This is a genomic window from Limnothrix sp. FACHB-406 (assembly GCF_014698235.1).
Classification (GTDB): domain Bacteria; phylum Cyanobacteriota; class Cyanobacteriia; order CACIAM-69d; family CACIAM-69d; genus CACIAM-69d.
The window spans coordinates 45,133-70,288 of the sequence record NZ_JACJSP010000007.1 but is presented as its reverse complement, the minus strand read 5'-3'; the positions used below and the strand labels follow the sequence as shown (position 1 = coordinate 70,288).

Here is a 25,156-nt window from a genome sequence, read left to right as displayed (position 1 = left end):
GCATACTCAAAGTGACCCTTGACCATGCCACTTCTCCCGAACAGCCGCCCTGTGCTCTGAACAGTCTGCAAGAGCACAGCGTTTGTTGTCTAATTCCTGATGTAATGGAGGAGATTTGCATGATTGGCGGTAATCAACGGACTGTTGCGCTCATTGCCCTGGATGATGCTGATGCTGCCAAAAGCGACTGGTAAGCTCCCGTTATCGCCCTGGTTCGACTGCGATCGACTCAATTTGGGTGCAGCCCGATTTCCTCTCCCTGGACTCTCGCGTTTTGACCCCTTGGCCCTATGAGCGATATTCCCTCCATCCTCCAAGACCTCGCACGGGAGTTAGAACGCGACCCAGAAATTGTTCGCATTAAAAAACTGCTGCTGTTGGCTTGTACGGGCCACTGGGAAGGCGATAACCAGAAAATTGCCCTGCTCGATACGGGGCGGTTGCTGCAACGGCTGCAATCCTTGTCGCCCACGATGAATCATCTAACGACTCGGTTAAACCGGGCAGCAGCTCACCTGAATAAGCCTCAGGTGTATGGGGTAATTGCCAGTCGCATTAGCCAGCGGTTGGGAAATCTTTGTCATGATCCGGACGGGGAAGCTACCCTCACCAGCACGGAACCGCGTTTGCCGGTGGAGTCTGGAGACGAGCGGACGGTGCTATCTTTCCAAGGCCCCAGCCAAAGCGCAGAACCGGCGATTGTGGCTCGGGATCCATCCCAGGACACCATGACCAACCGGCCGGTGGTGAATTTGGCGGCCTACGATTGGTTTGCGGTGCGATTTGAATTATTGCGGGCCACCAACCCGTTGCGGGTGAAGATTCTCAGCTTTTTCACGCTGGATCCCCAAACCAGTTTCAATGCCTACACTTGGGCTTCTATTAAGTCGGAATTGCTCGATCGCCTGTTGTATCGGCTCTGCGAAGCTTGTCCAACCCTGGATGATTTGGAAGAACGCTTGCAAAGCACGGTGAATCGTTTCCCGGAAGTGGAAGAATATGCCCAGGCTGCGGAGTCAATGATTCGCGTGCTCGATCGAGCCATCTATTCAGCGGATCCGGAACCGAAACCCCTGGCCCAAGAATCCTTCGGTGCGACGGGACGTTTTCCGGGCTTTGAAATGTTTGGCGAGGCGGCGGAAAAAACGCAACTTAGCTCTGGCTTACCCATGGAAGCTGAGGATGAGGATGATGAGACAGAACGATCGATGTTTGCGATCGAAAATGTCTTTACTCGATCGCATCCCTAGGCACACTGAGGCTGGCCTGAGCGATCGCCCTTGGCCCGGCTCCGTGCGCGGCCTGCAAAATTCCCTGTCTTCTTTCCTGGAAGCCCAACAGACCCATGGACGCACAAGCCATCTTGCAACGCTACAAAGCAGGTGAGACCAACTTCAGTGGCCTCAACCTGAGCGGCTGCAAACTGATTCGCGCGGATCTTGTGGGTGTGAATTTCACCGGAGCCGACCTCAGCCACGCCAATTTGATTTTGTCTTACCTCAATCGGGCGGTGTTGCGAGGGGCCAACTTAACCCACATCAAACTGAGCGGGGCCAACCTCGATCGCGCCAACCTGAGTGCGGCAAACTTGCGGGATGCGGACTTGCACGGGGCCCGGCTGGAAGCGGCCGATCTGCGCAACGTGAACCTTTCCCTGTCGATTTTGACCGATGCCAACCTGGTGGAGGCGGATTTGCGCAACGCCAACCTCAGCGGCATCAATGCCCGAGGAGCCTGCCTGCGGGGGGCCAATCTGCGCGAAGAAAAGCGGGTCTATCAAGGGGCCAACCTTCGGGGAGCCGATTTGAGCTTTGCAGACCTGCAAGGGGCGGATTTGTCTGGGGCGGATCTGACCCGTGCGAATTTGACGGGGGCCAATTTGCGGGAAACCGTCCTGCGCGGGGTGAACCTGATGGAAGCCAACCTGAGCGGAGCCATTTTGTGTAATGCGGCCCTCAGTGACAGCAACTTGGAGCGGGCCACGCTACTTCAGGCAAATCTCACGAGTGTGCGGGCCGAGCGAACCATTTTCAATGAATGTAATCTCAACGGCAGTGTTTGTCAGATGGCGCTGTTTGCGGATGCTAAATTTGCCCATGCCAAGATGTTGCAGTCGGATTTTTCCTATGCACGCTTAACTCGGGCTGATTTGCGCCGGGCGGATATGACCCGATCGAACCTGTCCCAGGCGGATTTGGTGGACTCGTTCTTGACGCGCACCAATTTGCGAGATGCCAACATGACCAAGGTGCTGTTAAATCGGGCGGAAATGAGCAGTGCAAACCTCAACGGCGCAAACTTGACCAACGCCACCATGCCCGACGGCCAAATTTATTATCAAAACTACTAGAATCCCTCAACCGACGACAGGCCCTAGGCCACCTGAGCCAGGGCCGATCGCAGCGCATCCAAATAGCCCCCCACGTTGTAAGTGTTGAGGCGGTAGCTCACCGGGTGGGCAATGAGTCGGGCTGTGCTTTCAAACAACACCTCAATTTCCACCAAGCCGTTTTCCTTGAGGGTGCGCCCCGTGGCCACCAAGTCCACGATCGCCTCAGACATACCCGTGATCGGCCCCAATTCCACGGAGCCGTAAAGGGGCACAATCTCCACCGGTAGATCCAACGACTGGAAATATTCGCGGGCACAGCGCACAAACTTGGAAGCAATGCGGCTATGGGCCGGCAGGTCGATCGCCCGTTGATAGGGCCCATCCGCCTGGACTGCCACCGACATGCGACAGCCTCCAAAGCCCAAATCCAGCACGTTGGCAACGTTGGGCGCTTTTTCTCGCAGCACGTCGTAGCCCACAATGCCCAACTGCGCTTGGCCGCATTCCACATAAACCGGCACATCGCCATTGCGCACCAGCATGGCCCGCGCCGTGCCGGTGGGGTCGGTCACTTGCAGTTGGCGGTTACTTTTGTCGAGCAGAACGCTGAAGTCTAGGCCCGCAGCGGCTAGCAATTGCACGCTATCGGCCAGAAGGGAGCCTTTGGGAATGGCGATGGTCAGCACAGGGCGATCGGGGGGTGGGATGGGGCAAGGTTTCGCCCGCCTATTGTATAGATCTATTTCCCGCGTGGCGCATCTTTTGTTTGGGTGTTTGTGTTTGTTTGGGTGTTTATTTGGGTGCTCGTGTCCTTTGGGCTTCATTGCGGCCCAAGCTGGCGCTAACGTCGCTGACTCGATCGACCGCTGGGCAACAGGGGAAACAGACCCGCCACCACCACGCCCGCCCCAAAGCCCGTTGCCAACAGAAAACCAAAGGGCATTTGCACGGTGCGAGATCCAAACCACTGCATGGAAACAAGGGTGGCGTTTTGGACGGAAATGAGAGCGATTCCGATCGTTCCTGTGGCCACAATCAGAGCGATCGTCAGATTGGCTAATTTGCCCATTTTTTACCTAATTTTTGACCTATTGTTTTGACTGAATTCGGTATTTGCCATCGCGTGATTAAACAATTGCTTGAATTGCTTTCAATTAAGCAATTGCTTAAAAAAACTGCCTGGAAAGCTACCAATCTGCCTTAAAAATTACCAAGTGCTGAAGGGGCGATCGGCTAAGGCAGAATTGCGATAGCGGGGATCGTGAGACACTTCTTCACCAATCCAGTCTGGTAATTGCACCGGTTGATCGGGGCGATCGAGTTCAATTTCCGCCACGATGAGTCCTGCATTGCTGCCAAAAAATTCATCGATTTCCCAGCAACCTTCCGCACAGGGTAACCGATAGCGAACTTTGTCGATCGGGGGTGAAACACAGAGTGTTGCCAACATTTCCGTGGCATCAATAACGGGAATTTCGTATTCGTATTCCGATCGCGCCAGGCCATCGGTTTGGCCTTTGATGGTTAGAAATGCCCGATCGCCCGCAATGCGTGCCCGTACGGTGCGCACGGGATCCGACCACAGATAGCCCTGTTGGTAGCGTTTGCCCGGCTGGACAAGATCGCGCCAACGGTTCGATCGCACCAAAAATTTCCGCTCAATCTCGATCGCCATGGGAAGTAGCTGCTGATCAGGATATTGAGTCTGAATGCTCAGGTTTGAATATTCGAGCTGGAATATCTAGCCTTGAATATCTAGCGTTGAATATTTAGCCTTGAGTATTTGGCTTTGAATATCCAGGGTTGGGGTTTCAGATCTCTCCTAAATTTTCAGGGATCCCTTCAACCGTTTGGGTTTATTTTTAAGTTTATTGTTAGTTTGCTGTTCCTGGGGGAACGGGATGGAGCTAAGCGGATTCGAACCGCTGACCCCTTCAATGCCATTGAAGTGCTCTACCAACTGAGCTATAGCCCCGTTCAGCGAAGTTAATAATCGCCTAAAAGTTTGGATTCGTCAACCCAAGCGACCAAATTTTTTTTCGGCGGGATTGGGATCAGGTGCGCTAAGGTAGCACTGCTTCTGTAAAGAACCATTACGAAATTAATCCTCCCGTCGATCGCGCCAGTCCGACTAGCCAATGGCACGAGCCATCGAGTCTTTCGGGGCGATCGGCTCCGGCAGAACTGCTCCACAGCTTTAACTGCTCCCATCAACTGATCGACCCATGAATAACCTTTCAGTTCCTCCAACGGTGTCCTTTGGGTTGCCGATCGGCTTGGATCGATCGCCCCAAAGGCGGTCTCGATCGGGTCGCTGTAATCACCGCCCTGGCCTTTTTGCAAAGCTTGGGTTTGAAACCGAGCCTGAAACGAATTCCCGCGTCAGGCTCGGTTTCATGCCCGTGACGCGGGGGCAACGACAATTTGGCCCACAGTCCACCCGGCGGCGGTGGCTCAGTGGCCTCTGTGGCTTGGCCCTGTTGGCCAGCGGTTGCCAAAACGCCATTCCCCCCAGCGATGCCCAACCGGCCCCGCCGGGAGCCGCCGATCGAGCGGGGCCGCCTTCGGTGGATGTGGCCTTGGCCAAAACCGCCACTCAGCAAACCACCCAGGACTATAGCGGGACGACTCAGCCCTTTCGAGAAGTGGCCGTGCGATCGCGGGTGGAAGGCTACGTGCTAGACATGCGATCGGACGTGGGGCAACCGGTGCGCCAAGGACAATTGTTGGCGCGGGTGGATGCACGGTTGTTGACCTCCGAGGCCGTGGAAGCCCAAGCGGAGGTTTCTGCCCGGGAGCTGGAAGTGGCCAGCAGCCAAGCCCAAATTGGCGAAGCCCAGGCCCGAGTGGGCGAAGCAGAACTGCAACTGCAACAGGCTAAGTCTGATCTCGATCGCTTAGAGCGATTGTTTCGGGAAGGGGCGATCGCGGAGCAAAGCGTGGAAAATGCCCGCACGGCCGTGGGAACTGCCGCCAAAGCCCTCCAGGCCGCCCGCCAACAGGTGAAAACCCGCCAGCAAACCGTGGCCGTAGCCCGGCGCAGGGTGGCTGCCCAACAGGCGATCGCCGATCAGGCTCGCCAACGTCAGGATTTTGCCCTGGTGCGATCGCCCCTCAGTGGTCTTGTGCTGGCCAAGCTGCTGGAACCCGGCAGCCTGGCCCAACCGGGCAGTGAAATTATCCGCATTGGTGACTTTAGCCAGCTCAAGATTCTGGTGCGCCTGTCCGATCGGGCCCTGGCGGGTGTGCGGCTGGGGCAAGGGGCCCGAGTGCGGCTGGATGCCTTGCCGGGTCAAGAATTTACCGGGCGGGTCACGGCCATCTCTCCCTTGGGCGACGCGGTGGCTCGGCAAGTGCCCGTAGAAATCACCATTCCTAACCCCGATGGGCGCTTGGGGAGTGGGCTGTTGGCCCGGGTGAGCTTTGCCCAGGCGGCCACCGCCCGAGTCACCATTCCCGAGCGGGCCTTGGCGGTGGCCGATCTGGCCGATCGCGCTCCCGGTGGGCCGGGGGGACGAGGGGGGCGTTCTGCCGGAGCTGGGCAATCCGCCGCCAACGCGCCGGCTCCCACCCAAGGCACGGTATTTGTGGTGCAAGGGGAAGGAGAAGCCGTAACCGTTGCACCAAGGGTGGTGCAGTTGGGATCCCGGTTTGATGGCCAGGTGCAGGTGCTCTCGGGTCTGCAACCGGGCGATCGTTATGTCCTGCGCAGTAGCGGCCCCCTGGCCGCAGGCGATCGGGTGCGACTGAGTGCAATTTCTGAACCCGCGAGGTAAGGCAAATGTTTGATTCGCGGCCCACGGGCTTTAGTCTCAGCGCCCTGTCGATTCGTCGTCACATTGCCACCCTGATGTTGGCAGTGGCGGCGATCGTCCTCGGGGGCTTCTTCGTCAGCACCATGCAAGTGGACTTGCTGCCCTCCATTACCTATCCCCGGATTGGTTTACGGGCCGATGCACCGGGCGTGTCGCCGGAAGTGGCGATCGATGAAATCACCCGTCCGCTGGAGGAGGCCCTTTCAGCCACCGAAGGCGTGGTGCAGGTGTATTCCCAAACGCGAGAGGGCAGCATCAGTCTAGATTTATATTTCCAGCCGGGCGGCAACTTAGATCAGGCCCTGAATGATGCAACGGCGGCCTTTAACCGGGCCCGGGGCCGACTGCCGGACGCGGTGGAAAATGCGCGGCTGTTTAAATTTGACCCTTCCCAGTTACCGGTTTATGAGTTGGCGGTGACCTCCCCTGCCCAATCCCCTGCTCAGTTGCGGGTGTTTGCCGATGAGGAACTCTCGCGCGAGCTGAATGTGGTGGATGGGGTGGCCTCGGTGGATGTGTCCGGCGGGGTGGAAGAAGAGGTGCGGGTCACGCTGGATCTGCAACGGCTCCAGGCGATCGGGCTGGATCTGCAAACGGTGTTGGATGGCTTGAGCGATCGCAACCAAGACATTTCCGGTGGCCGAATCTATGCCCCCGATGGGGAACCCCTGACCCGGGCCACGGGCCGGTTTCGCAGTGCGGCTGAGTTAGCCCAATTGCCCTTTGTGGTGCGGAATGGCAACGGCAGCGCCCCCACCCAAACCGTAACCCTCAGCGACTTTGCCACGGTGGTGGATGGCACGGCGGAGCAGCGGGTGGAAGTGCGCTTGAATGGTCAGCCGTCGGTGAAGCTGAGTGTGCAAAAGCAGCCCGATGCCAACTCGATCGCCGTGGTGGCCGCCGTCAAACAGCGGCTTCAGGAACTGGCGGCCAATGGCACGATTCCGGCAGATGTGACCCTGTTGCCTACCCTAGATGAGTCGGTGTTTATTCAAAACGCTGTCTCCAACGTGATTTCCTCAGGCTTAATGGGGACAGGGTTGGCGGCCTTTGCGGTCTTTGTCTTTTTGGGATCCCTGCGCCAAACCCTGATTGTGTCGATTTCGATTCCGCTGGCCACCTTGGCGGCGGTGATTTTGATGCGGTTTTGGGGCCTGACGATCAACGTTTTCAGCTTGGGTGGTTTGGCCCTCGGTGTGGGGATTGTGGTGGATAACTCGATCGTGATGATGGAAGCGATCGTGGAAGGAACCCGCGCCAATGGCCGAGAGGTGGAGCCAGCGGAAGTGGTCGATCGGGCGATCGCCAGCAGCCAAGCGGTGGAGTCGGCTCTGTTGGCTTCCACAAGCACCAACCTGGTGGCCGTGTTGCCCTTTTTGTTCATTGGCGGGTTCATTGCCCTGCTGTTTAATGAACTGATTTTGACCATTAGCTTTGCGGTGGCGGCCTCAATTTTGGTGGCGGCCACGGTGGTGCCAGCCATGGCGGCGCGGTTGCTGGCGGTGCGTTGGTCGAGCGGGGTGGGTCGTTGGTGGCCCCTGCGGGCGTTCGATCGCTGGATGGATGGGGTGATGGTCAACTATGGCCGGCTACTGGGCGGGCTAATGCGGGTGCGGCTGTTGGTGGTGTTGGTCATTGCCACGGCCCTCACGGTCAGCAGCCTGTCCGTGATTGGTTACATTCCCCAAGAAATCCTGCCGCGCATTGCCACGGGCCAGGCGCAATTGGTGGCGATCTTTCCACCCAGCACCACCCTGGAAACCAATCGCCAGGTGATGGAACGGGTTGACCAAATCCTGCGCCAACAGCCGGAAACGGAATACGCCTTCACCACGATCGGGGGATCCCTCTTTGGCAGCAACACCAACGAAAATCCCCTGCGCAGCACCAGCACCATCACCCTGAAACCGGGGGCTGATGTGGAAGCCTATGTGGAGCGGGTGAATCGGCAACTGCAAAAGCTGAATTTGGTGGATATTCGCCTGCGGTTGCGGCCCGGGGAAGTGCGGGGCTTGATTTTGAATAACTCGCCCGTGCGGGGGGCTGAGTTGGATGTGATTTTGCAGGGCAATGATCCGGCAGCCCTGGCACGGGCCGGGCGGCAGGTGTTGACAGCCCTTGATGAGCAAGCCACGCTGGCGGCCTTTCGTCCCGATGGCGATCGCCCGCAGCCGGAGGTGCAAATTCGCCCGGATCCCACCCGCTTGGCCGATCTGGATCTGGACATCACGGACATTGGCCGGGCGATCGAAACAGCGATCCAAGGTTCCGTGCCCACCCAATTGCAGCGGGGGAACCGGTTGGTTGATGTGCGCGTGCGGCTCGATCGCGCTGCCATCAGCAACCCCTCCCAACTGCTAGACCTGCCCCTGTTTGCTGGGGCCGATCGGCTCGTGCGTCTGGGCGAAGTGGCCAGCCTCGACAGCGCCCAAGCCCCCAGCGAAATTCAGCGGATTAACCAGCGATCGGTGTTTTTGGTGGCCGGGAACCTGAATCCCGGAGCCAGCCTCAGCGATGCCCTGGCGGAAGTGGATCAAATCCTCAGCAAGCTGGAGTTGCCTGCGGGGGTGACCCGGTTGCCCAGCCCCGCCGCCGAAAGCAATCGCCAAATCCAAGGAGCCTTGCCCCTGTTGGGTGGTTTGGCGGCCTTCCTGGTGTTTGTGGTGATGGCGGTGCAATACAACTCCCTAATTGACCCGCTGGTGATCATGTTTGCGATTCCCCTGGCGGTGGCCGGCGGGATTCTCGGTCTCTATTGGACCCAAACGGCGATCGGGGCCACGGTGGTGGTGGGCGCGGTGCTGTTGGTGGGGATCGTGGTGAACAACGCCATCATCATGGTGGAGCTGGCGAACCAACTGCGCGAACAATACCAACTCACCCGCAAAGCCGCGATCGTCCAGGCCGCACCCCAGCGGCTCCGCCCGATCCTGATGACCACGATCACCACGGTTTTGGGGATGTTGCCCATGGCCCTGGGCATGGGGGCTGGCGGAGAATTTCTGCAACCCTTGGGGATTGTGGTGTTTTCGGGGTTGTCTCTGGCTACGTTGCTGACCCTGTTCTTGATCCCCTGCCTTTATGTGTTGATGCATGAGTGGGTGACTTGGCCGGCGGCCTTGCTGAACCGCCGACCCCGGGCGATCTCCCCGGTGCTGGAAGGGCCCCTGGATGGCGAGCCAGAATTGGATCCGGTGACCGTTCCGATCGAACCGTCCGAAGCCGCCACAGCCGGAGATCGGCCGCCGGACTACACCCGTTAAACTCAGAGACCAACGGCGATTGCAACAGCATTCTCTGGAGATCTCGTCTATGCCCACTTCCCTGCGCCGATCGCCCCCATTGCGATTTGGCCAGGCCCAGTCGATCGGGGCCGCGGCCGCGGCGGCCCTGATTGTGCTTGTGGCAACCAGTGTGTTGGTCGGTTCCGAAAACCGCCAATTTCGCAGCCAGGAACGGGCCACGGTACTCAGCAAACTCAGCACGGTTCGCGCCAAACTCGAAGGCTATATCAACTCCCAACTGCTGCTGGCCGAGTCTCTGGCGGCCTATGTGGCGGCCAATCCCCAAGTGACTCAGGCGGAATTTGCCCGCATGGGTACGGTGCTGCTGGAAAAAAACAACGGCATCCGCAGTGTCAACTTGGCTAAAAACTCCGTCATTAGCCATATCTACCCCTTGCAGGGGAATGAGCTGGCCCTGGGATTGAACTTGGTGGCCAAACCGGAGCAACGGGCCGCCGTGGAACGCGCCATTCAACAAAAGCGCTCCACCATTGCCGGCCCCGTGAAGTTGGTGCAAGGGGGAGTCGCTTTCATTAACCGCACCCCGGCTTTTGTGGTGGATCAACCGGGCTTGAACGCGTCACCGACCTACTGGGGCCTGGCCAGTGTAGTGGTGGATGAAATGGCGATCTATGAAGCGGCGGATTTGCCAAAGGTGAGCCAGCAATTAGCGCTTACCATTCGGGGCAAGGACGGCCTGGGAGAGCGGGGCGATGTGTTTTGGGGCCAGGCTCAGGTTTTTCAACAGGATCCGGTGTTGGTGGGGGTGGCGATTCCCAATGGCACTTGGCAGTTGGCGGCGATTCCCCGATCGGGCTGGCGCGATCGATCCCCGATCGCGGGGGTGATTTGGCTGCTGGGCGGTGCGCTGTCGATCGGGGTGGGGGCAGTGGTTTGGAAGCTGATGGGCGAACCGACCCGCCTGCAACGGGCCGTTGACCAAGCCACGGCGGAGTTGCAAACGGCCTTGCAGGATTTGCGCCAGGAAATGGACAACCGCCAGCAGGTGGAAGCGGCCTTGAGCAACAGCCAATTAGCCTTAACCAAAACCCAAGCGGAGTTAGAAATTGCCCATCGCTTACACAAAATGTTGCTGCCGCCCAAGAGTGAACTGGCGGCGATCGAATCGTTAGAAATTGCCAGCTTCACGGCGGCCGCGGCGGAAGTGAGCGGTGATTATTACGATGTGATTTGTCAGGGCGATCACATCAAAATTGGCATCGGTGATGTGACGGGCCATGGCCTAGAAAGTGGCCTCTTAATGCTGATGATTCAGATGGCGGCTCGCACCCTGTTGGCGGCCTGTGAGCATAATTCGGCCCGCTTTTTAAACACGATTAATCGTGCAATTTATGAAAACCTACAGCGCATGAACTTGCACAAACATGCCACCCTGGCGCTGTTGGATTATCAAGGGGGGCGGCTGTGTTTAACGGGGCAGCATGAGGAGGTGATTGTGGTTCGATCGAGCGGCGCGATCGAACGATTTGACACGATGGATTTGGGTTTCCCGATCGGGATTGAGCCAGATATTGCCCATTGGGTGCAGAAAGCTACCCTGGAACTACAAGCGGGTGATGTGGTGGTGCTTTACACGGATGGCATCACGGAAGCCCAGGGCGATCGGCAGACAGCCTATGGATTAGAGCGGCTTTGTTGGGTGGCTTGTCAACAGCGCGATCGCCCAGCAGCGGAAATTATCGAGGCGATTGTTGCGGATTTACGAAGTCATCTCAATCACCAGCAGCCTGAGGATGATATGACCCTGTTGGTGCTGAAACAACGCTAGGATTCCTGTGAATAATCCAAACCTGAAATTCAGTCCTAAAAATCCACGCCGCGCTTCAGATCCATGCCTTTTTCCGCATAGTGCTTGTGGCAAATCATCTCCGAATAAACGCTGGCTAGGTTGAAATAAGCCGGTGGATTCAAACAACGGCCGGTGATGATGATTTCGGTATCTTTGGGTTTGCGTAATAGGTCGCGGGCGATCGCCTCCCCATCCAGCAATTCCAAATCAACGGTGGGGTTTAGCTCATCCAGAACGATCGTTTTATATAACCCCGAGGCGATCGCCGCGCGGGCCAGCTCCCAACCGCGCTCCGCTTCGATGTAGTCCAGTTCCTGTTGTTGGCCGCGCCAGACGATCGCGTCGCGCCCAAACCGCAGATGATCCACCAGGCTGGGATAGCTCTGTTGCAAGGCGGCGATCGCGGCATCTTCGGTGTAGCCGCTGCCACCTTTCAGCCATTGGGCAATCAGCACCCGGTGGGAACTGTCCCGGCCAATGCCCCGCCCGATCGCCTGGAGCGCTTTGCCGAGGGCGCTAGTGGATTTGCCCTTGCCCGCGCCCGTGTAAATTTCAATGCCTTCAATGCCTTCCAAGTTCAGGTTGGGATCCAATTCCCGAGGGCGCATTTCCGAGTGCAAATCGGCAATATCCAGCAGGGCCGTGGGGGCGCTGCGGCCTGTGGCAATAATTTCCAACTCCGATGGCTTGTTTTTCAGGGTGCTGATCACTTCATCGAGATCCAGCAACCCCAAGTCCAACACAGGGTTAATTTCATCCAACACGACGACGGAATATAGCCCCGAGGCGATCGCCCCCTTGGCCACATCCCAACCCCGCTGGGCTTCCAGGCGATCGAACTTGGTCACGCCTTCGGGCCCGAAATATTCCGATCGCCCTGTGCGTACCTGGTCAATCAGGTGGGGAAAGCCGCGCTGCAAGGCTGCGATCGCCGCGTCTTCGTCGTAGGGGCGATCGGGCCCCTTCAAAAACCGCAACAGTAAAACTCGGGTTTGCCAGTCGCTGTGGATGCCCAAGCCAATCGATCGCAACACAACGCCCAAGGCCGCTTGCGATTTGCCCTTACCCGCGCCATCGTAGACGTGGATTTGCCCCAATTCCCGATCGTCGCGGGTCTGGGCTGTGCGAATACCAATGCCGTTTCGTGGTGCGGTTCTCATGCCGATGCTACAAACGTTGCTGAAGGTTACTGAAAAACCGGAATCTGAGCCATTGCTCAGGGGCCTGTGTCTAGTGCCGCTCGGGTCGTCAACGGGACAGGGAACAAGGCATCGCCCCAGGCTCCGGCCGCCGCTTTTCCCGCAGCGCCAGCGATGCAAAATGCAGGGCCAATGCAGGGTCATAATCCCAATGCCGCGCCCTCAGGATCTTAGACCGAAGCGCCCAGACCCGATCGCCCCGATCAGCTCGATCGCGACCGAACCCCCCCGATCGCTGAGAAGCCAGCCCGGTAAAATCAGCATTAACCGGCCCCAAATCCCATCCTGCAAACCCTGACACCCCCCCGATCGCCCCTATGCCTCTGATCTTGCCTTTGCCCACCGTTATTTTTCAGATTTTGTTTCTGTTCATCGCGATCGCCAGTGAAGCGGTGATCTTCAACCGACTGGCGGGCATGAACCAGCGCCGCAGCGTGGAATATGCCGCCGCCATGGAACTGCTGGTGCTGTGCGTGGGGTGGGCCTGTTTCTTCACGGCCTATGAGCTGTTCCCGCCCTCAATTCAAAACGATTTGCAGTCGCTGATCTTGCAAGGCGTTTGGTCGAGCGAGCTAAATAACTGGTTATTAATTGTTGTCCCGATCGTCTTTTTCCTGATCTTTGAACTGAAGTCGATCGCCGTCCAATTCCTAGACTTAATCTTGAAATATCCTGCCCCCGGTGCTGATTTGGGCCTTCCGGAAGAGCCGGAAACCGAAACAACCCCCACCCTCACCATCACCATGCGCAAGCAGCTTCAGAGCTTCTTTCAGCGCTATCAGTCCATTCAAAGTGAATTGGCCAAAAAAACGATTTTTTGGGGACATATTGCCAGCACCGGCATTGGCGCTTTGGTGATTGCCATTCAAAGCATTCTCTTTGCCCTTCGTCAGGCTTAGGGTGACTCATTGAGTTCAAAGACAACCGTAAGACCACTGTAAGTTATAGGAAATTGACAGACAATGCTCAAAGAAATTAGCGGTGATTTTTGGAAAATTGTACAACCCAGAAAAGCCTTTTCCTGGCAGACTTTGCTCTGGGTCAGCATTGGCTTTTTAATCTTGTCTGTTATGGCACGGTTGGGGGCGAATAACCTGGAATTACAGCGCACCTTTGCGGGCTTCAGTGCCCTGATGTTGGCCCTGTCTGGGGTGGTTTGGTCGATCGAGCAAAAGCCAATTCAAATTCGGGGTGTTTCCCTTGGCCCCTGGATGGCCGGTGCTCTGTGCTCCCTGCTGCTCTATCGGTTTTTGGCGGATCCCAGCAGCGATCGCACCGATGCCCTGTACCTAGCTTGCTTAACCTTTCCGCTCAGTTCAATTACCATCAAAATTGTCCAAGACTTTCTCAGCAAGCCCACGGATTCTCGCTACAAAGTGCCGATCAAAGAGCGCATTCCTTTGGCGATGTGGTTGCTGGGCCATTTCTTGCTGGCCTTTTGGATTCGGTTTGCTTTCATGATCCAATCCTGGATCGATCAACATCCGGCTCTGAATAATAACGATGTCCGAGCCTATGCGGCTAGCATGTTTGTCTGGCCAGTCGATCTGTTTCAATAGGGTTGATCGATCTCATTAGGATCATTAGGATCAACAGAGTGGTCGTAGCTTCGGCTTCATTGGCTTTGAGTTAATTAGTTTTGGATCAATCATCCTTGAACTAATTAACATCAGATCCAGCGTTAGCCCGTAGGGTGGGCAGTGCCCACCTGATAATTGCTCCATGACACCCGCGATATGGTGTGCCAATCGTTCTAGGTAAAGGCTGTAATTAATTTAGGATTGATTAGTATTGATTGATCTTGAAGGAATCGACACCCGATCAATCAACGTTGAATTCAGCGACTTTGCCCTTTCTCTCTTGTATTCACGTTGCGTTCAGAATTCGTCAGGAACATGGGTCAATTAACAGGTTGGCGAGCATTCTTGGCTGGGTTCAGTGGCCAGCGAATTTGGGCGATCGCCCACAATGCTTTTCTGGAGGCTTGGCGCGCCAAAATCGGCTATTTACTTTTGGTCTATGCCGTAGCCTTGGTGCTGGCGATCGCCCTAGTACCCTTAATTTCCGCCGGTGATTCCGCTGGCAAAATTGTGCTCGATGGCTGCTTGGCCGCCACCAGTCTGCTGGGGCTGTTGGTGACAATTTTGGTGGGCACAAGGCTGATCGATCGCGAAATCGAACGCCGCACCATTTTGCTCGCGATCGCCAAACCCCTCAGCCGCACAGAATTCATGCTGGGCAAGCACTTGGGTTTGTCGATGCTGTTGGCGGCCTGGGTCACGGGGGCCACGCTGGTGCAAACGGTGGGCCTGTGGTTGTGGGGACGGGCCAGCTTTGAACTCAGTGCCATGGTGTTGACGGCTCTGTTTGCTTGGCTGGAGCTGGTGCTGATTGCGGCGGTGACCCTGTTGCTGGGATCCTTCACCAGCCCCCTGCTGGCGGTTGTGCTGACCCTGGCGATTTACCTGATGGGCCACATCAGCCGCAACCTGCTGACGATCGGGATTCAGCTTCAAGATCCCTTTATGCAGCGGCTGACGGAAATTCTCTATCTGATCCTGCCGGATTTGGAGCGGTTTAACCTCAAAAACCTCGCCGTGTATGGCCTAATTCCCGAGGGGCATCTGTTGATCGGTGATGCGGTGTATGGGGTTTTATACGCTGTGCTGCTGTTGTGTGGGGCAATTTTCGCCTTTTCGCGACGAGAGTTCTAAGGGCCATTCTTCTGCTCAGGGAGCGATCGCCCATCCAACGCATTCCATGGCGACTTGCCCGGAGATCACCCACACATTGCCCGTGTATCACCCGGACATCACACCCATGACGCTAGACCCCGAGTTTCTGTGACGCTAGACCCCGAGTTTCTGAAGAATCTCCCCTAAATCGATTGGAAATGTGTACTTTCGGGAACCCTTTGGCTTATCCTGAAAACGACTTCGTTGCAAAATCCCTATGACCGCCAACGCAACTTCCCGCCGTCCGCGTCGCAGCTGGGCCTGGCCCCAGAACCTCTCCATTCCCTGGCAGGTCACGATCGGCTACATGTTGCTGCTGTTGCTGTTGCCCTTTGCGGCCATGTTCAGCAAAGCCAGCACCCTCCCGATCGAGAGCTTTTGGGAAACGGCCACCGCCCCGATCGCCCTGGCCACCTATCAGGCCACCTTTTTAACGGCTTTTTTGGCCGCTGCGGTCAATGGTCTGGCGGGGTTCATCGTTGCTTGGGTGCTGGAGCGCTACCAATTTCCCGGTAAGCGGCTGCTGGATGCGGCGATCGACCTGCCCTTCGCCCTGCCCACCGCCGTAGCCGGCCTGACCCTGGCCACGGTTTACAGCGAAACGGGTTGGATTGGCTCCCTGCTGGCTCCCCTGAAAGTCCGCGTTTCCTTCACCATCACGGGAGTTTGGGTAGCTATGCTCTTCATCTCCCTGCCCTTTGTGGTGCGCACTTTGCAGCCCGTGATTCGGGAAATTGAATCGGAACTGGAAGAAGCGGCCTGGAGCTTGGGGGCTTCCCCTTGGCAAACCTTCACCCGAGTGCTGTTGCCGCCCCTGCTGCCCGCCACCATCACGGGGGTGGCCCTGGGATTTGCTCGATCGGTAGGGGAATTCGGCTCAGTGGTGCTGATTGCCAGCAACATGCCTTTTCAAGATTTGGTCGCTTCCGTCTTGATTTTCCAAAAGCTGGAACAGTACGACATCGAAGGAGCCACCGTCATTGGCACCACCATGCTGCTGATTTCCCTGGTCATGCTGTTGATCATTAACCTGCTGCAAGCTTGGGGTCGCCGCTACGACTAGTTTTTTCCCAATGGAAGCGACCGCCGCAACCACTGTTTGCAGTCCTTTCACGATTAATCGTTAAAAGTTAATCGTTAAAAGTGCGTCGCGCCGGCCGCCACCAGCCGCACGCCACCCCTTCGTCAATCCACCTTTGCGAACTTTTCCCCGTCGGTCACCATGGCTTCGACCCCTCTGAATCCCCCCAACGCTCCCCAGTCCTTGCCCCAAAAAAACTTCAAAGTTGATTGGGTGAAACTAACTCTCATCTTGGGAGTTGCTGCCTATTTATTGCTGGTGCTGGTCATTCCCCTGCTGAATGTGATTTACCAAGCGCTTGCGGGCGGTTTTCCGGGGTTTTGGGCTGCGCTTCAAGAGAGCGACTTTCAAAAAGCCGTTCTGCTGACGCTGCTGATTGCGGTGATTGTGGTTCCTTTGAACACGGTTTTTGGGCTTTGCGCGGCTTGGGCTTTGACGCGGCGCAATTTTCCCGGTCGCGCTTTTCTGTTAAGCGTGATTGACCTGCCGTTTTCCGTGCCGTCGGTGGTGGCGGGGTTGATGTTGGTGCTGCTCTATGGGCGGGAAGGTTGGTTTGGCCCCTTGCTCCAAGATTGGGATGTCAAGATCATCTTTGCGGTTCCGGGAATCGTGTTGGCTTCGGCCTTTGTAACGATGCCCTTTGTGGTGCGGGAAGTGTTGCCGGTGCTTGAGGACTTGGGCAAAGACCAAGAGGAAGCCGCCCGCACCTTGGGCGCGAATGAGTGGCAAATCTTTTGGCGAGTGACGCTGCCATCCATTCGCTGGAGTGTGATGTATGGGGTGATTTTGACCAATGCTCGCACCATGGGCGAGTTTGGAGCGGTGGCGGTGGTTTCCGGCAGCATTGCGGGCAAAACGCAGACCTTGCCGCTGTATGTGGAGGAAGCCTACAAGCAATATCAAACCCAAGCGTCCTATACGGCGGCGTTGCTGTTGGCTTGCTTGGCGTTGGTGACGTTGGTGCTGAAAACGGTGCTGGAACAGCAAACGCAAACAGGGGATGAGTAGTCGATCGAGTCGATCGCCCCACGCCACCAATAGATTAGTAGATCAGTAGATCAGTAGCCGATCGAGTCGATCGCCCCGAGCCGCCACAGAAGAACAGCCTTAAGCAATCCCTAGCCAAATTTTTTCTTGGCGGCTTCGTAAACTTCAACGGTGATGGTGGTTTCACCGGCTTCTTGGGCGAATTTCTCGATCTTTTTGCGAGCGGCGGGCCGTACAAAGAATGGAATTTCTTTGAGCTTGGCTTCGGCTTCGGGAGTCCAGTTCATAAGTAAGCAAATCAAGACGAGCAAGTTAACAAGATTGCCTGGGATTTACGACTGGTCAAGCGGTCGCCACCCAGGACAGCGGCAACTGAGAGCGGTGGCAACCGGGTCAGCAGGCCCCTAGGCCATCTCTTCAGCCAGGGTGCGGGCGATCGCCCCGAGGTTAAAGCCCGATGGGTAGCAATGTTCGGCTTTGCACCGCTTCAGTTCCGTTTCATTGATCACGATTTTGAGCCGCTGCATGATTTGGCGGGTGAGGTCAGCGCGATCGAGCGTGCCCACCACGGAACCGATCGGACTCAAAACCACCAACCGCTTCACCTGCCGTTCTTCCATCAGCAGGGCCGCTTCGGCCAGGGTGGCGCTATCCGCGATCGAGGCGAGGCGGTCAATGGGTTCGATAGCATCCACCACCCGAATCCAGGGCCAGCGCTCATGGTCAATGGCTTTGAGGCTTTCGGGATCAATCCGGCCCCGATCTCGGCCATCCATGGCCACAAAGTACTCCGGGCGATCGGCCGTCAGCAGATAGTTATCCACAAAATCCCGCAGGCTCAGGTGGCCATCCACGATCCGGAATTCCCGGGACTGGGCATTGGCCACCCGTTCATTCACCAGGGCTTCTTGCACGGTGGTCAGGCGTTCGTAACTGGCGGCATTTCGCAAACAGAACCAGCCAATTAACCCAATCCACCACCCCTGGAGACCACCGGGCACAAACAGGATCAGGCAGGCCGCCAAGCTGATGCCCAACCAGCCGATCGCCTGGCCAGCTTTGGCGGCCCAACGCACGCCCGTAAACCGGCTGCCGGTGGCTTTCCAAACCAGTGCTTTCAGCACTTGGCCGCCATCGAGGGGCAAACCGGGAATCAGGTTAAACACCGCCAGCACTAAATTAATCCGTGCCAAATTCAAGCAAAGGATGGTGAGCGGGCTGGTGGGAGCCAACCGCCCGATCGCGGACAGCAAAATAAACAGGCTCAAGCTGACGAGGGGCCCCGCGATCGCCACTTGCATTGCGCCGCCGGGGGTTTTGGATTCCCGGTCGATCGCGGCCACACCGCCAAACATGAACAGGGTGATCGAATTCACGGCGATGCCTTGCGATCGGGCCGCCAAGCTGTGACCCAACTCATGCACCAGCACGGAGCCAAAGAGCAACAAAGCGGTCAGCAAACCCAACAGCCAAGTTAGCCCCGCGCCCCAATCGGGATAGCGGTTCGCCCACTCAACACTGTTGGCGGCCGAAAACCAAACCAAAATTAAAAACCACGATGGATCGACTAGTAGCGGAATGTTAAAGATCGACCCCACGCGCCAACCGCTTTGCATGGTAACCGCCTCAATCGATCGAACTCTTTCTTCCAGGGTAACGCGCTTCCTTGGATCGACTGAATCGACGCAAGGAAATTGATAATTATCAGCTTTACAATCTCGTTAGGCTCCCTTTTCCAATCCCTTTCCCCCTGCCGTGACTGCGATCGCCCCTGAACTCACCCAATTTTCCGCCACCGATGCTTGTCCTTATGTTTGGACTTGGCAAGGCCATCGCATTTGCTATCAGCATTCGGGTGATGCTGGCCCCGCTGTGGTTTTAATCCATGGGTTTGGCGCTTCCTGGCGGCATTGGCGTAAAAATATTCCCTTTTTGGCGCAACATTGCCGAGTGTTTGCCCTTGATCTAATTGGCTTTGGGGGGTCAGCCAAGCCCACGCCCGATTGGGAAATTCGCTACACCTTCGAGACTTGGGGGCAGTTGGTGGCGGACTTTTGCCGCGAGGTGGTTGGGGAAGCGGCGTTTTTGGTGGGCAACTCGATCGGCTGCGTGGTGGCCATGCAGGCGGCCGTTGACCACCCCGAGCTGGCGCGGGCGGTGGTGTTGCTGAACTGTTCCTTGCGCCTGTTGCACGATCGCCGCCGGGCCGAGCTGCCCTGGTTCAAGCGGGTTGGCTCCGGCTATTTGCAAAAAATCTTGGGTTGGCCTTGGTTGGGCCGAACTTTTTTCCAACAAATTGCCCAGCCGGCCACCGTGCGCAAAATTCTTTGCCAAGCCTACCGAGACACCAGCGCGGTGACGGATGAGCTGGTGGAGATCCTGATGGAACCGGCACGTGATCCGGGGGCGGCCGATGTGTTCTTGGCCTTCACGCGCTATTCCCAAGGGCCGTTGCCAGAGGACTTGCTCCCGAAGCTGCCTTGTCCGGCCATGATTCTGTGGGGCGCGGCGGATCCTTGGGAGCCGATCGAGCGTGGGTTGGCCTTCGAGCAATACCCAGCCGTTGAGCGGTTTGTGAATTTGGAAGGGGTCGGCCACTGCCCCCAAGACGAGGCTCCCAAGCAGGTGAACTATTTGCTGCGGGATTGGATTCTTTGGAAAGCGGCAGCCAAGCAGCAGCATTCACCCTTGTCGATCGGGGATTGGGTGGAAATTGCAGTGGTGCGGCCCGACGGAGACCCAATTTGGAACGGCCTGCGCGGCCAGGTGGCACAGGTGGGCGATCGGGCGGTGACGGTGCGAGTGGAACAGGGCCAAGGCATCCGGCACTTCTATCGAGAAGATGTGAGGGCGATCGAACCGCCAACGGATTTGGAGTGGGAAAAAGATGGGGAATAGGTTGCGCAGGAAGTCCATCACTGCCGCTGGATCCGGCCCATCACTGCCCGATCGCCCCTGATACAATGGGGCCGAGCCGTTTAAACAAAACTCGATTTAAATCCCGAGAGCGATCGCATGGAAACGCCCGTCACCGACCTGGCCCCCGAGACCCAAGACAGCGCCGCCCAAACCGCCGCCCCTCTGGATACCAAAGCATTTCGGCGATCGCTGAACCATTCCGATAATTACTTTCGGCGCGGGTTTGGTCACGGAGAAGCGGTGGCTGAAACCATGGCCACCTCTTACCAAAGCGGTTTAATTCAAGAACTGCGGGCCAATGGCAATGTGTTGACCCGGGGCGATGTGACCATTCGCTTGGCCCAAGCATTCGGGTTTTGTTGGGGGGTGGAACGGGCGGTGGCCATGGCCTATGAAGCCCGCAAACAATTCCCCACGGAGCGCATTTGGATCACCAATGAAATCATTCACAATCCATCGGTGAATGACCATTTGCGACAGATGGGCGTGTTGTTCATTGAAGTGAACCATGGCCAAAAAGACTTCTCGGTGGTGGAACGAGGAGACGTGGTGATTCTGCCGGCGTTTGGGGCCAGTGTGCAGGAAATGCAACTGTTGAACGATCGCGGTTGCATCATCGTAGACACCACTTGTCCTTGGGTGGCGAAGGTGTGGAATAGCGTTGAAAAACACAAAAAAAGCGATTACACCTCAATCGTTCATGGAAAATACAACCATGAGGAAACGATCGCCACAAGTTCCTTTGCCAATAAATATTTGGTTGTGCTGAATATGGAGCAGGCGGAATACGTCAGCAACTATATTCTGCACGGCGGAGACAAGACAGAATTTCTCGCCAAGTTTGCCAAGGCCTGTTCTCAAGGGTTCGATCCCGATCGGGATCTCGATCGGGTGGGTGTGGCGAATCAAACCACCATGCTCAAGAGCGAAACCGAGGCGATCGGGAAACTATTTGAGCGCACCATGATGCAACGTTTTGGCCCCGACAAATTGAACGAGCACTTCATGAGTTTCAACACCATTTGTGATGCCACCCAAGAACGGCAAGATGCCATGTTTGAGTTGGTGGATGCGCCGATGGATTTGATGATTGTGATTGGTGGGTTTAACTCTTCCAACACCACCCATTTGCAGGAAATTGCCATCGAACGCCATATTCCTTCCTATCACATTGACAGTGCCGATCGAATTGTGGATGAGCGGGCGATCGAGCACAAACCTCTCCACGGCGACATCGAACGCGCCGAAAACTGGTTACCCGCCGGGCCGATCACCGTGGGCATCACTTCCGGTGCATCCACGCCGGATAAGGCCGTTGAGGAAACGATCGAGCGGATTTTTGCCTGCAAAGAACGCCTCGCTCAATAGGCTAGCTAGAATTTTTATTCTGAGAGGCGGTCTAGGACGTTAACGCTTGATGAGCGATCTTAATGGGCGATCTTAATGGGCGATCGTGATAGGCAACTTTGTTAACCCACGAAAGCCCCATCAAAAGCCTCATCAGAAGCCTCATCAAAAGCCCCGCCAAAAACGCTATAAAAACGGGGTACTGGCTCTTAACCAGCACCCCGTTTCTGTTGTGGCAAAAGCTTAGAGGATGTCTGAGCGGTAATGGCTTGTAAAGCACTAGCAGTCGTGGGGGCAAGGGGCTTAAGCCCCTTGTCTCTATCGGTTAAATTGATCGATGAGACCCACAAGGTAGCATTTTGATTGTTGAGACATCCCCTCACAGCAACTTGGATTGACTAGGGACTTGAGATCCTTATATTTGAACCCAAGAGTTGAATCCAATCTTGGTTGAACTCAATCATTTCATCAGAGAAATGCTGCTAGAGAGAACCTGTTGGATATTGTGTCCTTTGCCTTCTTGGTTTGACCTTTATTCAACTTTTGCTCCTGGAGCTAAAAGCGTCTGGTGGCCAGGTCGCGACCATCCGATAACCCCAACGATTCCACCCGATCGCCTCTGGATTCCGTAACTCGTTCAGCGACTTCTTGGTAGCGGTTTTTATAGCGTTGCTGTGCGATCGACAGCAGCAAATAAACCACCGCCAAATAGACTACCGATGCCCCCAAAATAGTCCAAGACGTTTGCTGCGGAAACACCAAATGCGCCACGTTATTAATCGGTAATGAATACCGATTTGCGATCACCAATCCTTGGTAGAGGGCCAATCCCACCAACAGTCCCAGCGCGTTCATAGCAGTAACTGTACATGAATATAGTTTTTGTGAGCTGAAAATATGGTCGCGCTGAAGCCAGCACTGAAATATGGTTCAAAACGCGATCGACATCCCCCGGTCGCCGTTTCAAAACAATGACAGCACTCACCATGGCGCACACCAAGGCCGAACCCTGACTCAAGGCAATTGAGAATCGGAGTCCAACCTAGTGCTTAACCCCTATCTGGGTCTGGGCCTCACTGAATAGAACCATCCCATCGGGAACCGGAACACCCTTAAGGATGCTGATTCGCGATCGCTACCGGATTGGTTCGGGTCAGCAGACCTGATAGCGGCTTGGATCTGGTCGTCTTTGTGTGATAGTGCTCACGCAATTCACATTTCGGAGTCCAGTCCTATTCAATTCGGCAAAGCTTGCAGCGGGCAGCTTTCCCATGAAGTTTTTAGAAACCCCTGACCTATAGAATAACACCTGATTTCTCAGGGTTGACAGTGAATTTTTGGTGGTTTTTACAAATCTTTAGAAATCCCCAAAAGCCCGTATTGATGGGCATTCGTGCAACAGCGATCCCCGATCAATCACCGTAACCTTGACAAATCCCGATCCCACTCATCTACACGGATTGGTCTGGGGTTAGCTTAAAATAATCACAGAATGCGTAAAATTTCGTAACCTGATGCTGCACCGGGCCAATCCATGACCTCGACGATTTCCCTGCTTTCTCCGGTTGAAGCCGATCTTGATGCCATGACGATGAACCTGCGCAAGCTGGTTGGCGCAAAGCATCCGATCCTCTATGCAGCGGCAGAGCACTTGTTCAGTGCAGGCGGCAAGCGTTTGCGACCGGCGATTGTGTTGTTGGTGGCCCGGGCCACGATGGGGTCAGCGGAAATTACGGCCCGACATCGACGGTTGGCAGAAATTACGGAAATGATCCACACGGCCAGCTTGGTTCATGACGATGTGGTGGATGAAGCCGGAACGCGGCGGGGTGTGCCCACGGTACACAGTCGTTTCAACAACCGGGTGGCGGTGCTGGCGGGCGATTTCCTCTTTGCCCAGTCCTCTTGGTACTTGGCGAATTTGGATAATCTGGAAGTGGTGAAGCTGCTTTCGGAAGTGATTATGAATTTGGCGGAGGGCGAAATTGACCAAGGCCTCAATCGCTTTGACACCAGCCTGACCCTGGAAGCCTATCTACAAAAGAGCTACTACAAAACCGCATCGCTGGTGGCCAACAGTTCCAAGGCGGCGGCGATTCTGAGCGATGTGGAGCGATCGGTGGCTGAGCGGCTCTATAGCTACGGTCGCCATGTGGGTTTGGCGTTCCAGGTGGTGGATGACATTCTCGATTTCACCAGTTCCGATGAAGTGCTCGGGAAACCGGCGGGGTCAGATTTGCGCAGCGGCAATCTGACGGCTCCGGTTTTGTATGCGCTGGAGGAGTTCCCCCAACTGGAGGGGCCGATCGAGCGGGAGTTTTCAGAGGAGGGCGATATTGAAACGGCCCTGGAATTGGTGCGATCGAGCCAGGGTATTGAGCGGTCTCGTGCTTTGGCGAAACATCACGTGGAGCAGGCGATCGAGGATGTGATGGTGTTGGCTCCGTCGGCGGCGCGGGAGGCCTTGGTGGGGTTGGCACATTACGCGATCGAACGGATTTACTAAGGTTGGCTGGGTTTCAAGGGGGGGCGATCGGGTGATGGTCGCCAACGGGTGATCATCCCAGAGCAATCACGATCCAGATCAATCACGATCTCAAACCAACAGCCACTCCAGACAAGGGGCTTAAGCCCCTTGCCCCTCAGGATTTTGAGATGTAAGAACCGGGGGTTTGCGAATCCGAGTGATCGGCCCTAGCGTTTGGGATGGGGCTTCAGGATGCGTTTGGCCTTGGTCAGGGCCCGTTGCCAGATCGATCGCGGGGGTGGCGGGGCCAACGGGGAAACGGTCGGTTTCGGTTCGTGTAAATATCGATATTGCTCCCACAGTTCCCAGTAGGGACAACCGGGCTGGAGTCGAATGCCGGCCCAATGCAGATAGGGAACGGGTTTGTTGACCTTTGGATCAATCAAGCGATCGCCCTGCCAAACAAAATGTTTGCTACCGGCCCAGCTTCCGGGCCCCTTTGCGGGTCGCTGTGTCCAATTCCAACGCCGAGGAAACCGACGCAAAACCATGTAGTTAATGATCGGTTGGTCGGATGTTTTCTTAGAAAAATCAAAATATTCTGGGTGAGCGGCACATTCAGCAAAGGTGTCGTACAAATCCTGTTCGGTAATTAATCCCTTGCGAGATCCCCACAAACCGCCGTTAAAAGTTCCCCGCAAATCTTCTTCTGTAAAAATGCCTTGCTCGAGAACGGTGGATGTGAAAACGTCCTTCAGACCTCCAGCATGTTGATAGTCATAGCAAACAAAGTCTGCTTCAGAGAGGGCATCAAGGCATTGAATAATCGGCTCAAAAACAATCAGGTCTGTGTCAATGTAGAGAAATTCATCAAAGGGGCCAAACCAGCAAGCTTGTTTACGAAACTGATTAGGACGAGCGAAAAATTCCTGACCAAAGATGCTTTGAAGCTGAACAGAAAGACGCTGAATAAACTCTAGATCTTCAAATAATAAAACACCGAAGCGATTGCTCAGAATTTTGGCAACCTTTTGGTAGTGATCATCATAGGGAATGAGCATAACGGGTGTTTCGGAATCAGTTGCCCGAATACTTTCGAGCAGCGCGATCGCATGTTCCGTTACTTTGTCATTAGCGATGATATAAAATCCACGACTCATAGTCGATCGATCCTTTGCAA

The 25,156-nt window shown here is 56.0% G+C and carries 21 protein-coding genes, 1 tRNA gene and 1 pseudogene; 13 read left to right on the top strand and 10 right to left on the bottom strand.

What is annotated here, in order from left to right; translation table 11 throughout:
- The first annotated feature begins 290 nt into the window (after positions 1-290).
- Positions 291-1,250 (top strand): hypothetical protein, encoded by a 960-nt coding sequence (locus H6G53_RS09075; protein ID WP_099535259.1) that lies wholly within the window; start codon positions 291-293, stop codon positions 1,248-1,250.
- On the opposite strand, the gene H6G53_RS18970 is transcribed toward H6G53_RS09075, so the two are convergent.
- Positions 1,231-1,362 (bottom strand): hypothetical protein, encoded by a 132-nt coding sequence (locus tag H6G53_RS18970; protein ID WP_255512352.1) that lies wholly within the window; start codon positions 1,360-1,362, stop codon positions 1,231-1,233. The genes H6G53_RS09075 and H6G53_RS18970 overlap by 20 nt on opposite strands.
- Between H6G53_RS18970 and H6G53_RS09070 the strand changes: the two genes are divergently transcribed.
- Complete coding sequence (locus tag H6G53_RS09070) at positions 1,346-2,350, top strand: pentapeptide repeat-containing protein (RefSeq protein WP_099535257.1); 1,005 nt, start codon at positions 1,346-1,348, stop codon at positions 2,348-2,350. The two genes, H6G53_RS18970 and H6G53_RS09070, sit on opposite strands and share 17 nt — an antisense overlap.
- A gap of 23 nt (positions 2,351-2,373) precedes the next feature.
- Here H6G53_RS09070 and hisG read toward each other — a convergent pair whose 3' ends face one another.
- The 4 genes from hisG to H6G53_RS09050 all read right to left on the bottom strand — a co-directional run bounded on the left by hisG (position 2,374) and on the right by H6G53_RS09050 (position 4,307).
- Positions 2,374-3,018: an ATP phosphoribosyltransferase gene (gene hisG / locus H6G53_RS09065; RefSeq protein ID WP_099535255.1), complete on the bottom strand. Its 645-nt coding sequence runs from the start codon at positions 3,016-3,018 to the stop codon at positions 2,374-2,376.
- Positions 3,019-3,173: 155 nt separating this feature from the next.
- Entirely contained in the window at positions 3,174-3,401 is a 228-nt protein-coding gene (locus tag H6G53_RS09060) for a DUF1049 domain-containing protein (RefSeq protein ID WP_190354575.1), read from the bottom strand.
- Positions 3,402-3,539: 138 nt separating this feature from the next.
- Positions 3,540-4,007, bottom strand: coding sequence for a CYTH domain-containing protein (locus H6G53_RS09055; protein WP_099535251.1), 468 nt, complete (start codon positions 4,005-4,007; stop codon positions 3,540-3,542).
- 227 nt (positions 4,008-4,234) lie between these two features.
- Positions 4,235-4,307 (bottom strand) — tRNA-Ala (locus tag H6G53_RS09050).
- A gap of 250 nt (positions 4,308-4,557) precedes the next feature.
- On the opposite strand from H6G53_RS09050, the gene H6G53_RS09045 reads away from it, so the two are divergent.
- Genes H6G53_RS09045 through H6G53_RS09035 form a run of 3 tightly spaced genes read left to right on the top strand, consistent with a single transcriptional unit; the run spans position 4,558 to position 11,220 of the window.
- The gene (locus H6G53_RS09045) at positions 4,558-6,108 is read left to right on the top strand and encodes an efflux RND transporter periplasmic adaptor subunit (protein WP_242030834.1); all 1,551 of its coding nucleotides are present in this window, start codon (positions 4,558-4,560) and stop codon (positions 6,106-6,108) included.
- Between the two features lie 5 nt (positions 6,109-6,113).
- Entirely contained in the window at positions 6,114-9,410 is a 3,297-nt protein-coding gene (locus tag H6G53_RS09040) for an efflux RND transporter permease subunit (RefSeq protein WP_190532175.1), read from the top strand.
- 49 nt (positions 9,411-9,459) lie between these two features.
- On the top strand, positions 9,460-11,220 hold the full coding sequence (locus H6G53_RS09035) for a SpoIIE family protein phosphatase (protein WP_190532172.1): 1,761 nt from the start codon (positions 9,460-9,462) through the stop codon (positions 11,218-11,220).
- A gap of 35 nt (positions 11,221-11,255) precedes the next feature.
- On the opposite strand, the gene H6G53_RS09030 is transcribed toward H6G53_RS09035, so the two are convergent.
- On the bottom strand, positions 11,256-12,401 hold the full coding sequence (locus tag H6G53_RS09030) for a cob(I)yrinic acid a,c-diamide adenosyltransferase (protein ID WP_099535242.1): 1,146 nt from the start codon (positions 12,399-12,401) through the stop codon (positions 11,256-11,258).
- A 356-nt stretch (positions 12,402-12,757) separates the two neighbouring features.
- Here H6G53_RS09030 and fraC point away from each other — a divergent pair, with 356 nt between their 5' ends.
- From fraC to cysW, 5 genes are all read left to right on the top strand, one after another.
- Positions 12,758-13,339 (top strand): filament integrity protein FraC, encoded by a 582-nt coding sequence (fraC, locus tag H6G53_RS09025; protein WP_099535239.1) that lies wholly within the window; start codon positions 12,758-12,760, stop codon positions 13,337-13,339.
- Positions 13,340-13,402: 63 nt separating this feature from the next.
- Positions 13,403-13,999 carry a DUF5357 family protein gene (locus tag H6G53_RS09020; RefSeq protein WP_099535237.1) on the top strand — a complete coding sequence of 199 codons (597 nt, stop codon included), beginning with the start codon at positions 13,403-13,405 and terminating at the stop codon, positions 13,997-13,999.
- A gap of 336 nt (positions 14,000-14,335) precedes the next feature.
- The gene (locus H6G53_RS09015) at positions 14,336-15,154 is read left to right on the top strand and encodes an ABC transporter permease (RefSeq protein WP_099535235.1); all 819 of its coding nucleotides are present in this window, start codon (positions 14,336-14,338) and stop codon (positions 15,152-15,154) included.
- 238 nt (positions 15,155-15,392) lie between these two features.
- Positions 15,393-16,238 (top strand): sulfate ABC transporter permease subunit CysT, encoded by an 846-nt coding sequence (cysT, locus tag H6G53_RS09010; RefSeq protein ID WP_190532169.1) that lies wholly within the window; start codon positions 15,393-15,395, stop codon positions 16,236-16,238.
- Positions 16,239-16,397: 159 nt separating this feature from the next.
- Positions 16,398-17,264, top strand: a complete 867-nt coding sequence (gene cysW / locus H6G53_RS09005) for a sulfate ABC transporter permease subunit CysW (protein WP_190532167.1) — start codon at positions 16,398-16,400, stop codon at positions 17,262-17,264.
- 110 nt (positions 17,265-17,374) lie between these two features.
- On the opposite strand, the gene H6G53_RS09000 is transcribed toward cysW, so the two are convergent.
- Together H6G53_RS09000 and H6G53_RS08995 are read right to left on the bottom strand one after the other, a co-directional pair.
- The gene (locus H6G53_RS09000) at positions 17,375-17,530 is read right to left on the bottom strand and encodes a PCP reductase family protein (RefSeq protein WP_099535229.1); all 156 of its coding nucleotides are present in this window, start codon (positions 17,528-17,530) and stop codon (positions 17,375-17,377) included.
- A gap of 117 nt (positions 17,531-17,647) precedes the next feature.
- Positions 17,648-18,859 carry a site-2 protease family protein gene (locus H6G53_RS08995; protein ID WP_099535227.1) on the bottom strand — a complete coding sequence of 404 codons (1,212 nt, stop codon included), beginning with the start codon at positions 18,857-18,859 and terminating at the stop codon, positions 17,648-17,650.
- A 148-nt stretch (positions 18,860-19,007) separates the two neighbouring features.
- On the opposite strand from H6G53_RS08995, the pseudogene H6G53_RS08990 reads away from it, so the two are divergent.
- Together H6G53_RS08990 and H6G53_RS08985 are read left to right on the top strand one after the other, a co-directional pair.
- Positions 19,008-19,895 (top strand): annotated as a pseudogene (locus H6G53_RS08990) (alpha/beta fold hydrolase); the annotation flags it as partial.
- A gap of 429 nt (positions 19,896-20,324) precedes the next feature.
- Positions 20,325-21,530 carry a 4-hydroxy-3-methylbut-2-enyl diphosphate reductase gene (locus tag H6G53_RS08985; protein WP_190532388.1) on the top strand — a complete coding sequence of 402 codons (1,206 nt, stop codon included), beginning with the start codon at positions 20,325-20,327 and terminating at the stop codon, positions 21,528-21,530.
- A 534-nt stretch (positions 21,531-22,064) separates the two neighbouring features.
- On the opposite strand, the gene H6G53_RS08980 is transcribed toward H6G53_RS08985, so the two are convergent.
- Complete coding sequence (locus H6G53_RS08980) at positions 22,065-22,364, bottom strand: hypothetical protein (protein ID WP_099535225.1); 300 nt, start codon at positions 22,362-22,364, stop codon at positions 22,065-22,067.
- A 679-nt stretch (positions 22,365-23,043) separates the two neighbouring features.
- Here H6G53_RS08980 and sds point away from each other — a divergent pair.
- Positions 23,044-24,015, top strand: a complete 972-nt coding sequence (gene sds, locus H6G53_RS08975; RefSeq protein WP_099535223.1) for a solanesyl diphosphate synthase — start codon at positions 23,044-23,046, stop codon at positions 24,013-24,015.
- 188 nt (positions 24,016-24,203) lie between these two features.
- Here the strand turns inward: sds and H6G53_RS08970 are convergent, their stop codons facing one another.
- On the bottom strand, positions 24,204-25,136 hold the full coding sequence (locus tag H6G53_RS08970; protein ID WP_190532164.1) for an Npun_R2821/Npun_R2822 family protein: 933 nt from the start codon (positions 25,134-25,136) through the stop codon (positions 24,204-24,206).
- Between the last annotated feature and the right edge of the window lie 20 nt (positions 25,137-25,156).